The sequence below is a fragment of the Mesorhizobium sp. WSM3864 genome (assembly GCF_002294955.1).
GTDB lineage: Bacteria > Pseudomonadota > Alphaproteobacteria > Rhizobiales > Rhizobiaceae > Mesorhizobium.
This window is the reverse complement of sequence record NZ_NSGD01000018.1, coordinates 26407-38443: the sequence shown is the minus strand read 5'-3', so window position 1 is coordinate 38443 and position 12037 is coordinate 26407. Positions and strand designations below refer to the sequence as shown.

Annotated in this window: 11 protein-coding genes and 1 riboswitch; of the genes, 4 read left to right on the top strand and 7 right to left on the bottom strand. The window is 65.4% G+C overall.

The genetic code is table 11. The annotated features are described in order from the left end of the window. Positions 1-38: 38 nt before the first annotated feature. On the top strand, positions 39-284 hold the full coding sequence (locus tag CK215_RS25450; RefSeq protein WP_066997117.1) for a MoaD/ThiS family protein: 246 nt from the start codon (positions 39-41) through the stop codon (positions 282-284). A 47-nt stretch (positions 285-331) separates the two neighbouring features. On the opposite strand, the gene CK215_RS25445 is transcribed toward CK215_RS25450, so the two are convergent. Further along, positions 332-835, bottom strand: coding sequence for a group 1 truncated hemoglobin (locus tag CK215_RS25445; RefSeq protein ID WP_245418799.1), 504 nt, complete (start codon positions 833-835; stop codon positions 332-334). Positions 836-1244: 409 nt separating this feature from the next. On the opposite strand from CK215_RS25445, the gene CK215_RS25440 reads away from it, so the two are divergent. Next, complete coding sequence (locus CK215_RS25440; RefSeq protein WP_210201691.1) at positions 1245-2621, top strand: HWE histidine kinase domain-containing protein; 1377 nt, start codon at positions 1245-1247, stop codon at positions 2619-2621. 537 nt (positions 2622-3158) lie between these two features. Here CK215_RS25440 and CK215_RS25435 read toward each other — a convergent pair. The 3 genes from CK215_RS25435 to CK215_RS25425 form a co-directional block, all read right to left on the bottom strand. Continuing rightward, a complete protein-coding gene (locus CK215_RS25435) occupies positions 3159-4226 on the bottom strand; it encodes a HoxN/HupN/NixA family nickel/cobalt transporter (protein ID WP_095832550.1) in 1068 nt (355 codons plus the stop codon). An 89-nt stretch (positions 4227-4315) separates the two neighbouring features. Continuing rightward, a riboswitch (cobalamin riboswitch) is annotated at positions 4316-4507 on the bottom strand. A gap of 80 nt (positions 4508-4587) precedes the next feature. Continuing rightward, positions 4588-4995: a DOPA 4,5-dioxygenase family protein gene (locus CK215_RS25430; protein WP_095832531.1), complete on the bottom strand. Its 408-nt coding sequence runs from the start codon at positions 4993-4995 to the stop codon at positions 4588-4590. A 236-nt stretch (positions 4996-5231) separates the two neighbouring features. Then, positions 5232-5957: a hypothetical protein gene (locus CK215_RS25425; RefSeq protein WP_095832530.1), complete on the bottom strand. Its 726-nt coding sequence runs from the start codon at positions 5955-5957 to the stop codon at positions 5232-5234. Between the two features lie 530 nt (positions 5958-6487). On the opposite strand from CK215_RS25425, the gene CK215_RS31430 reads away from it, so the two are divergent. After that, positions 6488-6631, top strand: a complete 144-nt coding sequence (locus CK215_RS31430; protein ID WP_156752689.1) for a hypothetical protein — start codon at positions 6488-6490, stop codon at positions 6629-6631. A gap of 30 nt (positions 6632-6661) precedes the next feature. Here the strand turns inward: CK215_RS31430 and CK215_RS25420 are convergent, their stop codons facing one another. The 3 genes from CK215_RS25420 to CK215_RS25410 form a co-directional block, all read right to left on the bottom strand. Next, the gene (locus CK215_RS25420) at positions 6662-7636 is read right to left on the bottom strand and encodes a nucleoside hydrolase (RefSeq protein ID WP_095829067.1); all 975 of its coding nucleotides are present in this window, start codon (positions 7634-7636) and stop codon (positions 6662-6664) included. Positions 7637-7774: 138 nt separating this feature from the next. After that, complete coding sequence (locus CK215_RS25415) at positions 7775-9889, bottom strand: ABC transporter ATP-binding protein/permease (protein WP_095832529.1); 2115 nt, start codon at positions 9887-9889, stop codon at positions 7775-7777. 82 nt (positions 9890-9971) lie between these two features. Continuing rightward, positions 9972-10571, bottom strand: coding sequence for a LysE family transporter (locus tag CK215_RS25410; RefSeq protein ID WP_245418802.1), 600 nt, complete (start codon positions 10569-10571; stop codon positions 9972-9974). A 549-nt stretch (positions 10572-11120) separates the two neighbouring features. Here CK215_RS25410 and cyoA point away from each other — a divergent pair. After that, positions 11121-12035, top strand: a complete 915-nt coding sequence (gene cyoA / locus CK215_RS25405) for a ubiquinol oxidase subunit II (protein WP_095832528.1) — start codon at positions 11121-11123, stop codon at positions 12033-12035. The last annotated feature ends 2 nt before the right edge of the window (positions 12036-12037 follow it).

Sequence of the window (12037 nt, the reverse complement as noted above, 5' to 3'; positions counted from 1 at the left end):
TTCAGCTCACGTCAGGGTCCAATGAGGATCAGGCGATAATGGTCCAAGTCACGCTCTGGGGCTCGCTCAGCGCCGCCGCCGGAGGCAAGGACAAGCTCGACATCGAGGCCAAGGACATCAGGGAGCTGTTCCGCAAGCTTGCGGAACAGCATCCCGCGTTCGAACCCCTGCTCGATCGCGGCATCGCGGTCGCGATCGACGGGACCATCTATCGCGACACGTGGTCGAAGGAACTGCCGCCGGGGGCGGAGATTTTCCTGCTGCCGCGGCTGGCGGGTGGATAGGCGGAGCGGCGACCGCCCTCGCCTGTTCGCCGGATTCGCGCTGAGCCTCACCCCTTTTTGACAGCGCCGGCAGTGACCTCATCCTTGTGCGCGGCAAAGGCTTCCAGGACCTCGGTCTTTTCGGCTTTCGGAACCTTGAAGCGGTCGAGCGTCCGCCCCAGTTCCGCTGCGACCTCGTCGAATTCGGCGGGAGAAATCTTCAGCTCCTTGTGGGCCTCCTCGAGGCCGAGCGGCGTCGCGCCCGGCTCGGTGGCCACGAACTTGAAGGGGCCGCCGGAAACATCGCACACCCACAGCGTACGCATGAACTTGAGGCCCGGCAGCCGTTCGAGGTTCTTGGTGTGCCATTTGCGCAGTTGCGGGTTCTTGGACTTCTTGCCGACGATGGGGTTTTTCACGACGGCGTCGCTGAAGTGATCGACCACGGCTGCGATGGCGAACACGCCTCCCAACCGATCGTATAGACTCTTGTCCGGCGCGGTCTGCTTGGTCTGCGCCAGCGCATCGCCGGCGGGCAATATGGCGGTCGACGCGGCCGCCGCCGCCAGCACGGCGACGACGCTTCGTCTCGAAAGAGAGGTCGAAACAGCCGTTTTCATCTCTGGTACCTCCGTTGGGCCAGAGCCGGCCGCTCTGGCGGCTTCAATGCGTGATTGCGGGACATATGCACTTTGCCTCAAACGGCATCGTATGAGGAACTAACGAAACTGCGCCCGAAATATTCCTCAGGCGGACCGGCAGCCAGGGGTCTATTCACGATGGCTAAAATTTTGCGTGACGGAGACGGATACATAAACGGCGTCGCGCGTTAATGCGCCTATGGCTGACGGGCTTTTCCGTGAATCGTGGCCTCGCGGAAACGGCGAGATGGCGCGATTCATTCGTGAATATCCCTGGTCGGAAAGCCCGCTCGGGCCGATCGAGACATGGACGCTCAGCCTGAGGACGACGGTCGACCTGATGCTCGCCGCCGAAGCCCAGATCGTGCTTTTCTGCGGGCCGGAGTTTGTCGCGCTCTACAATGACGCCTACGCGCCGACCATCGGCGACAAGCATCCGCGGGCGCTCGGCCGCCCCGCCGAGGAAAACTGGTCCGAGCTCTGGACCGACCTCGAGCCGCTGCTGCGCGGCGTTCTCGAAACCGGCGAAACGTTCTCGGCCAGGGACCGGCCTTTCTACATCGAACTGTCCGGCCTGGTCGGCGAGACGGTGTATTTCGACATCTCCTATTCCGCGGTGCGGGCGCAGGACGGCACGGTTGAAGCCGTGCTCTGCATCGTTTCGGAAACCACGGCCCGGGTGCTGGCGGCAGCAAAGGTGCGCGAAAGCGAGCAGCGGTTTCGCGCGCTGGTCAATGCCAGCTCCGACGTGGTTTATCGGATGAGCCCGGACTGGCAGGAAATGCATGAGCTGGACGGCCGCGGCTTCCTGTCGAGCGCTCAGGGGCCGGCGATCCGCTGGCGCGACGAATACCTGTTCCCGGAAGACCAGGCGAGCATCCAGGCGGCGATCGAGCGCGCCATCATGGAGCGCGGCGTGTTCGAGCTCGAGCACAGGGTGCGGCGCGCCGACGGGTCCGCCGGCTGGACCACCTCACGGGCAATCCCGATCATCGATGACACCGGCAGCATCCTGGAATGGTTCGGCATGGCCGCCGACATCACCGAAAAACGGGCGAGCGAACAGCAGATCCAACTCTTGATGCGCGAGGTGAACCACCGCGTCAAAAACCAGTACGCCGTGATCCTTTCCATGATCCGCGAGACGAGCAAACGCGCGACGGACCCGCGCGCGTTCGAACACCAGATCCGCGAACGCATCATGGCGCTGTCGCGCTCGCACGACCTCTTGGTGCTCAACGACTGGCGCGGCGCGGGCATGGCCGACCTTGTGCGCGAACATCTGCGGCCGTTCGGACACGAAGAGCGCATCTCGCCATCCGGACCGGACGTGACGCTGCGGCTGAACGCGGTGCAGAACATCGGCATGGCGCTGCATGAGCTGGGCACCAACGCGACGAAATACGGCGCCCTGGCCGGCGACGCCGGAACCGTGCGGATGGACTGGCGGGTAGCCCCGGCCCCCGAAGGCAGCGATTTCGAGCTGGTCTGGGAGGAACATTTTTCTGAACCTGCCGCGGCCGCCGATGCCAAGCCGCACAAAGGCTTCGGCAGCGTCGTTCTCCAGCGCGTCGTCCCCACCAGCCTCTCCGGCAGCGCCTCCATGGAACGGCTGCCCGGCCTCGTTCGCTGGACGCTCTCGGCGCCGCTCGCCAACGTGGTTGTCGCCCGTGGGGCGGAGCTGGACGGCGATGAGCAGATCGCCGGGCTGACGTGAGGGCGGCTGCATCCTGAGGAGACCGACCCGACGGCCGGCCACAACGCCTGGGGACCCGCTGCGCCGCCGAGCCTGCCGTATCGCCGCACGTCGCTGGCCTGCGCTGCTCCCTTTTTTTGCTTTCCCTTCCCGGCCTTTTTTCGAACAGAAAAGCGCCAGCTTTTCTGTTCTGGACTCTGGATATTTGGACTCTGGATTCTGGCTTATGGATTATGGGGCTTATCCCAGGCCTTAACCCCTGGCTTATCCAAGCGCAGAATTCCGTCACACTTCCAAAGGCTTGGGCTACGGGTCCTCAGCATGCCTTTGAAGCGCGTGCGCACGGGCCGGCGATCTCCTGTTGCTGTCTGGCCAACAGTGAACAAAATGGGAACAAAAATGTCAAGCCGGGCACCGCTGACGGGGCTGGCGATCGTCGCCTTTGCCGCCGTCGGCTTCCTGTTGCCGAGGCGCTTCAAGGAGGCAGGCTGGCAGCCCGCCGGGATCTGATGGCAGAGAGATGCGGCTGGCCTGCTGCAGCCAGCCGCCGCCGGCGGCTTATGAATTCTTTGCTGCGGATGCGCTCTCCACATCATCCAGCCCCTTGGCCTTATAGACGACGTAGGAGATCGCCCAGGCGGCGATGAAGATGCCGATAATGGCGAAGCCCAGATTGTTGAAATTGTCGTTGAGCGTGCCGACGCCGTTCCAGAAGCCGCCCGACAGACCAAACTTGTCACCGATGAGGCCGAGCGCCTCGATGCCGCCGATCAGTACTGCGACAAGGACCGACACCAGGGTGATCGTCATGTTGTAGTACAGTTTGCGGATCGGCTTGACGAAGGCCCACTCATAGGCGCCGAGCATCATCACACCATCGGTCGTGTCGACCAGTGACATACCGGCCGCGAAAAGCACCGGGAAGACCAGAATGGCTTCGAACGGCACGCCCTTGGCCGCTTGTGCCGCGGACACGCCGAACATGGCGACTTCGGTCGCGGTGTCGAAACCAAGGCCGAAGAGGAAACCAAGTGGGAACATGTGCCAGCTGCGCGACACCAGCCGGAACATCGGGCGGAAGACGCGCGCCAGGAAGCCGCGATTGTTGAGCAGCAGGTCCAGATCCTCCTCGACAAACGCCCCACCGGCCCGCACCCGCCGATAGCTTCTGTAGATCGAGAAGAAGATGACGATGTTCATCGCCGCGATGGCGAGCAGGAAGAGTGCGGAAACGCCGGTACTGATCGTGCCGCCAATCTCCTGAAGGCTCTGGAAACGGCCGAGCAGGGACGTTGCCGCCGCGATAGCCGCAGCGACGATGACGACGATCGTCGAATGGCCGAGTGCGAAAAAGAAGCCGACTGAGACCGGCCGTTTGCCGTTCTGCATCAGCTTGCGCGTGACATTGTCGATGGCCGCTATGTGGTCGGCGTCGACGGCATGGCGCAAGCCCAGGCCGTATATGACGAGAGCGACGCCAAGCAATGTCGGCTTGTCGTGGAAGGCGACGAAAGCCCACAGCCACGCCCCGACGTTGAGAATGGCGAGTGCGCTGTAGATTGTAATCAGCTTGGCTTTCAGGTCCGGCGAGCTTTTGTTCAGCATTTTCGATAGTTGGATCAGCATGGTTCTGCCTTTGACGTTGCCTGTCATCGCAGGGAACTCGCCCCGCCCTCCGGCCAGGCGCGCACACCGGATCACCCCGTCCGATGTTCTGCTTTGACGTCCATGATGGCAGGTCTCCTGGCTCGCGGATTCCCGCCGCTTTCGCCTTCCCGGCCCATGCAGCCAGTGGCATCGTGAAAACGGCACGCCGCTTACAGTTGCGGGGGCAGCCACGGCTTTGGATTTCTCCGCACCGCGTTCCCTTTTGATCCCCGAAGGGAACCATCGGCGCGAATTCGCCACACCGCGGTTGGCCAGTCAATCAACAACTCCGACGGCCAGAGGCCCCTCACGCCATCGTGACGAGATCGCCGCGCCCCCCTCACACCCCCAGCGTCGGCTCGGTATTCACCTCCAGCGCATCCTCCGCCTCGTCCTCCTCGCCAAGCACCTCGCCCTTCGCCGGCAGTGCGCGTCCGATCCACATCGGGTCGATAAGGTGGTCGCGCTTGGGGTTGGTGGTGTTGGGATGGATGAGGATGCTTAGGCCGCCATGGTTCAGCATCAGCCAGGGAACCAGCGTCGCAAAAATCTCGGTCGCGAAGGAGACCTGGTACATGGCTTGCTGGTGCGGGCCGACCGGCTCGTCGCGCCAGTTGCCGAGGCGCACGCGAAAGCGCTCTGCGATGCGCTGGCGCAGCCATTCGGCATGCCGCCGCTCGGCCTCTCCGCCGTAGTAGATATGGGCGTGATAGCTGGCGATCTCGGCGATCGGCCTGACTTCGTTCATCGCGATGCTTCCCTTCGATGATTTTTTTGCGCCCGGCGGAACTCTAGCCGAAGCGCGGGCGCCTTGTCTGCAGCCGGCCGCGGTCTGCGCCTGCGGTCGGCAGGGTTGTCGGATATGGCGCTCCCTTGCTCGGCTTTGCCGGGCCATCTCTTCGCCACCTTGTGGGGGCGAGGAATTGCCAAACCGCCGAGGTTGCAACCGGCAGGAAGGATGGCAACGGCCGTTCTGCCTTTGCCCTAAATCACCGCGGTGACCGTGCCCTTCGCATTTAGGCGACAGCCGACTTTCGCCTGCCTCACTTCGATGCCGCCTCGCCTGTCATAGTCTATGCGCACCTCGATCGGCGCGTTGAGCCCGCTTCGGCGTTGACGCAAGGGGCCGGCGCTGACCGTGTAAACACGCACGGCGCCGAGGGGCTTGGCGGCCGCCGTGATCGCGGCGCGACAGGCGCGCACCACGGCGGCCGGCGTGCCCCGTATCGCCTTCGGAGGTGACAGCGGCGCGATGCGATAGCCTTTGGTGCCCCGCCGGAGGTCGCCGCCGGCGGATCTGGAGGGCCTCAGCACTGGAGGCAGCACAATGGTCTGCGTCGCGCTCTTGGCCAAAGCAGGGGCTGTCGGCACCGCGGCCGGGTTCTGCGCAGAGGCAGCCGATCCGCTGACGGCGGAAGGATCGTCGCCCGCGGCGGCGGCGCCCACGCTTGTCGACACGCCTGTGCTGGTGCTGCCCAGATTGCCGCCGGCATTGACGCCGAGCGATCCGCCGCCGGTCGATGCGCCGACGTTTGCGCCGCCGACACCGTCGGCACTGGCGCCCACGCCCGCCGACACGCCTTGCGAACCGGCGCCCAACCCGGCGCCCACGCCGATGCCGCCGACCTTGCCGCCCACGCCGACGTCAAGCGCCGAGGCAGGCCCGATCGGGATGGCGATCGCCAGTGCGGCTGCTAGGTATTTTTTCATGGCCAGACCTTTGTTCCAAGGCCAACCTTGTGTGGCTCCTCATCGAGCGTCCGCTCGACAGCGGTCTGCGAAGCCTTCGTCGCGCGAATGCGTGCCGAGCGATGGCGACTTCTCGCCCTGCCAGGCATCGGCCTCGGCGGTGACCGGCGCGGCTGGAGGCCGCTCGAAAGACGGATGATAGAAAAGCGGTCTCGGCAACGCCAAGCACTGAAAAAGGCTTAGGACTTCTCCTTTCAACTTAGCTGTCGACAGCAGGGCAAGTTTGAGCTCGCCTACGCGCTGCTAACGGGTAACTTTCAAATTAGTTTCAACTAAAATGCAACAGAACAAGGACACCACCGTGCCAGCGCCGGTTGCTGATGCCGACGCCGGGCTCTCGTCGAAATGGCCGTCTCGGCTTCGCCGGGCCAATTCTCCCCCACTTCCTGGCCGGCGCCGGCCTGGAGGCTTGAGAGTCGCCCAGGGCGGCAAGGCGCCCGCGCTACCGGCTCGAAGCCGCAACGCTCATCGCGCTGGCCGACAAGGACGCGGTGCTGGTCGGCCAGGCCGACCTGTTGCGATCGATGGTCGAGGGTGCGGCCGGCGATGCGATCCTGGCCAACAAGCGCGAGATCGAGACCGGCATCGCCGCCATCAGCGCCACATTGCGCGACAGGCAATCGTTCCTGCTGTGAGGGCCGGCTAGGCCTTGCCCCTGGAGCGCCTCACGCCTTTTGACTGGTGAGGCGCTCGAGCGCATCGACGATCAGGTCGCAGAATTTCGCATGGTCGAGCTTCATCGCCACGGTGTGGCGGAAATCGACCTGCTCGCTCGCCGTGCCGCCGAAATGGCGCATGCCGCCCAGCTTCTCGAAATTGCAGACCGTCATGCCCTTGGTCCAGCGTCCGGCAAGCTCGACGCGGATATCGGCCTTCTCGGTGGTGAAGACGCCTGCATCGATCATCGCCGCCACGCAGCAGGCGTCATGGACGGCGGGATAGGCTATCTGCAGCAGGCCGCCATGCGTGGTCGCGATGAATTCCCAGATGTCGAGGATGAATTTGGCGATCGGCCCGCCGACGGCGCGCACCCTGTCCTGCAGGTCGGGGGTGGCCAAGGCCTGGTGCGTGAGGTCGAGCCCCACCATGGTGACGTCCCAAGCGGCGCGGAACACCACGTCGGCGGCCTCGGGGTCGGCATAGACGTTGAACTCGGCCGCCGGCGTGATGTTGCCGCGCGTGAAACTTCCGCCCATCGCGACGACCCGCTTCACCCGCTCGACGATGCGCGGCTCCTTGCGCACGGCTAGAGCGATGTTGGTGTAGGGCCCGACCGGCACCAGCGTGACGGTTTTCGGCTCATGCGCCATGACCGTCTCGATGATGAAGTCGACGGCATGGCGCTGGTCGAGCTCGAACGAGGCGGGCGGCAGCTCCGGGCCGTCCAGCCCGGTCTCGCCGTGGATCTCGACGGCCAGCACCTGGTCGATGATCAGCGGTCCGGGAGAGCCTTTCGCCACCGGCACCTTTATGCCGTAGGCCGTGCAGACGGAGAGCGCGTTGCGCGTGGTGTTCTCGACATTGTGGTTGCCCGAAACCGTGGTGATGCCGAGAAGGTCGATATTCGGGTTGCCGGCCGCAAGCAGGATGGCGATGGCATCGTCGTGCCCCGGATCGCAGTCGAGGATGATCTTTTCCATGGGGTCGCCTCTCCCTGGCCTGCGGCGATTACAGACCGGGCCTCTGGTGACGTCAAGGTTGCCGCCTGGCGGAAGTGCGACCCCTGCGGTCCGATCACCATCTCGGGACGCTCTTGCCGCCCTTGCCTTAATGCCGCCTCAGCGGGCCTGGCCTCCTCTCGCTCCGCTCCCCCACAGCGCCCGCGCGAACACGTTGCGCTTGCCCTTGCGCGGCGCCAGCTCCACATCGCTGACCAGTTTCGCGCCGCCCTCGCGGCGCTCCAGCGTGATCTTGCGGCTGTGGAAGGCTTCCAGCTCGGCGCGGTGGGCGACGCTGATGACGGTGACCTTGGGCAATGCCTGGATCACCGTCTGCATCATCTTGTCCTGGCTCTTCTCGTCCAGCGCCGAGGTCGCCTCGTCCAGCACGACGATGTCTGGCTCGTGCAGCAGCAGGCGCGCGAAGGCGAGGCGCTGCTTTTCGCCGCCGGAGAGTGTCTGGTCCCACGGCGCCTCTTCCTCGATCCTGTCCCGCAGGTAGCCGAGGCCGACCTTGTCGAGGGCGGCGTCGATCTCCTCCACCGTCCAGTTGTCGGCGGCGGCCGGATAGGCGACCGCGCGCCGCAGCGTGCCGGTCGGGATGTAGGGGCGTTGCGGCAACATGAACAGCCGCTTGCCGGCATGGAAATTGACGCTGCCGCCGCCCCAGGGCCACAGGCCCGCGACGGCCCGCACCAGCGTCGACTTGCCGGTGCCGGATTCGCCGGCGACCAGCACCCGCTCGCCCGGGTTGATCTCGACCTTCGTCTCCTTGACCACGCCGGTGCCGTCGTTGAGGGTGACGGAGAGATCGTCCAGGCTGAGCATCGCGCCGTTTTGCGTCTCGCCGCGCCGGATGCGCCCGAAGGACTCGCTCTCTTCGGCGCGCTCCAGCCCGTCGAGCGACATCATCAGCGAAGCGACGCGGCGCGCCGAGGCGTTCCAATCGGCCAGGCGCGGATAATTGTCGACCAGCCAGCCGAACGCGCCTTGCACGATGGCAAAGGCGGAGGCCGCCTGCATGACCTGGCCGAGCGACATCGAGCCTTCGAGGAATTTCGGCGCGCAGAGCAGCACCGGCACCACCGGCGCGAACAGCATCGACCCTTGCGAGACAATCGCGGTGCGCATGTGCTGTCCGGTCAGCAGCGCCCATTGCCTCAGCACATGGCCGAAATTCCGGTCGATTCCGCTGCGCTCCTCCGCCTCGCCGCCGAGCAGCGCGATGCTTTCGCCGTTTTCGCGCACGCGCGTCAGCGTATAGCGGAATTCGGCTTCCGCCTGGTTCTTCCGCTCCGAAAGCTGCACGAAATGGCGGCCGATGACCACCATCGAGGTCGAGGTGATGGCGGCATAGATGACTGCGGTGACGACGAGGAAGCCGGGGATGGTGATGCTCTCGCGGCCGAGCGGCAAGGTGAGCGCGCCGCCGATGGTCCACAGCACGACGATAAAGGTCGAGGCCGCCAGAAAGGCGTTGAGGACGCCGGAGATGAAATCGACGGGGGACTCGGTGGCGATGCGCAGATCTTCGGTGAGACGGGCTTCGGGGTTCGAGTGGTCGCCGGCGACGAGGTTGAGCTGATAGTAGCGGCCGCTGGCCAGCCAGCGCGCGATGACAGATGTGGTGAGCCAGGAGCGCCAGCGGCGCTGGATCGTCATACGCAGGTAGACCTGAACGACGACGAGGCTGGCGCTTCCGGCAACCAGCGGCACGAAGACGGCGCTCAGCATATAGACGGTGTGGACATTGCGCTGCTCGATGGCGTCGAAGAAGGCGCGGTTCCAGACATTGATGCCATACTGGAAGCCGACATTGACGCAGATCAGCACCAGCAGCCCAATCGTAAACGGCCATGCGAGCTTGTCGCCATTCCGGCCCCAGTAGCCGCGCCCGCTGATCCAGAACCGCCTAAAGAGGTACTTCCTGCGCGCCTGCTCGGCCTCCTCGGGCGTCAGCTTCGGACCGGGCTCGACGGATTCCGGCGGCGGCGGCGCCGGCTCGCCGACGGCCTCCGGCGTGGCTTCGGCCGGCTCCTCTTGCTCGAGCGATTGCCTCGGGTGCGGCTTCTCTTCGCGGGGTCTTTCCGGGTGCAAGCTTTCCGGCGGCGACTTTTCCGGCCGCGTCTTGCCCGGGGGTGCTTTCGCTGCGCCCGTCTTTGCGAGGCGCGACTTCCCGGCACCGCGCGGCTGCGCGCCGTCGGCCGATCTTGGCTTGAGCTTTGCTTCGGACATCAGCCGACAACGGCTCAAAAATCAGAAGGTTTCACGATCTCGGCGAGAGATGTTGCCTGCCCGCTCGGGCCTCGACCTCACCTCACCCGGCAAAACCCCGCCGCGCGGCGGCCATGCCTTCCCACATCAGCTTGATCCCCAGCGCGCCGACCACGGCGCCGGCGGCGCGGTCGATCCAGTGCTTGGTGCCGAGATAGGCCGCGCGCGGCCGGCTTGAGGAAAAGGCGAAGGCGACGACCGCGTACCAGACGAATTCGTTGAGGAAAAGCAGCGGCGGCAGGACCAAGAGCATCCAGAGCGGCGGCGAGGCCGGAAGCATGGCCGCGAACATCGAGGCGTAGAAGATCGCCGTCTTCGGATTGGCAAGCTGGACCAGAAGCGCGCGACACAGCGCCCGCCAGAACGAGCCGGCGCGCGCCGAGGCATCGTTCGCGATCTCGATCGGCTGATTGGCGCCGCGCCAGATCTTTATGCCGATCCACAGCAGATAGGCGCCGCCGGCGACGCGCAGGAAAATGTCCAGCCAGGCGACCTGGACGAGCAGCGCGGTCAGGCCCGCGACCGCGATGATGGCGAAGATGAAGCCGCCGATGCCCATGCCGATCGCCGCCGCTAGGCCATCCGTGCGCTCGCCGGCCACCGCGATGCGCGAGACGACGACGAAGCTCGGCCCCGGGCTCATCGCCCCCAGCAGGAAAACGCCAAGGATGGAAAGGATGGTTGCAATCTCGGACAAGGCTTCCTCCGCAGGTCGGCTGCAATTGCCTGCGCAGTACAATGCACGCGCCGCGCGCCTTGTCACCATCCTGGCGGGCGATCGGCGAGCGCGAGCATGCCCAGACGGCGTCTGGTCAGGCAGGAGCCGCGCCCTATGTCTTCCGCGGCCCGTCCAGCCATCGGGCAAAACACCGCCTTTTGCGGAACAAGCGGCAACTGCTTGGGTTGGCAGCCGTGTTCAGCAGTCGTACGGTATATGGCGGAAGTGCCTCTGCACACGGGGAGACTTCAGATGAAAGCTGCCGCAGAACGCGACCCTCGCAGGCGCGAGCTTTTGAAGGATCACGGCCCAGCCGGACTGGCCGCGAAGTCTGTTTCCGGCCGCGCCGCGGCCCAGCGGCGTCGACGACGCGCCGCCCACAGTCAAGACGTCCCGCCGATCCGTTCGCGCCAAGCATGATCCGTTCCAGTGCTTTCCTTCCCTAGACCGAGGCGAGGCCGCTCGCCGCTCTGGATGGGCCTGATCGCAACGCTCTCCGGCTGCGCGGGCGGGGTGCTCGACCCGCAGGGCCCGATCGGGGCGGGCAACCGCACGATCCTGCTCAACTCGCTGGCGGTCATGCTGGTCATCGTCATTCCGACGCTGGTGGCGCTGCTTTTGTTTGCCTGGATGTTCCGTGCCTCCAACCGCAACGCCCGCTACGAGCCGGAATTCACCTATTCGGGGCGTATCGAGCTGATCGTCTGGTCGATCCCGACGCTCACCATCCTCTTCCTCGGCGGTCTGATCTATTACGGATCCTACCATCTCGACCCGCGCCGGCCGATCGCCTCCAGCCAGCCGCCGCTCGACATCCAGGTGGTGGCGCTCGACTGGAAATGGCTGTTCCTCTACCCCGACCAGGGCGTCGGAACGGTCAACCAGCTGGTCATCCCGGCCGGCGTTCCCGTACGTTTCAAGCTGACCTCGGCCAGCGTGATGAACACCTTCTTCGTGCCGCAGCTCGGCAGCATGATCTATGTCATGAACGGCATGCAGACCGAGCTCAACCTGCAGGCCGACCGCGAGGGCGACTATCTCGGCCTGTCGGCGCATTTCAGCGGCGATGGCTTTTCCGACATGAATTTCCGCGTGCGCGCCGTCCCGCCGGACGAATTTGCGCGCTGGGCCTCTTCGCTGCATGGCGCCGGCGGCGTGCTCAACGCCCGCGCCTATGGCGAGCTTGCCCGGCAGAGCATCAACGTGCCGCCGGCCTCGTTCGGCGTCGTGCAGGACGGCCTGTTCGACGCGATCGTGCGCCAGACGCTGCCGCCCGGTCCGGGTCCCGCCGAAACCGCGGCCGGCGAGCCGCAGGTAAGCCCCAAGGCCCGGCCCAAGACCGGGACGCCGGCGCCTGCCCAACAGCCGCAGCCGAAAGCGGGAGGATGACG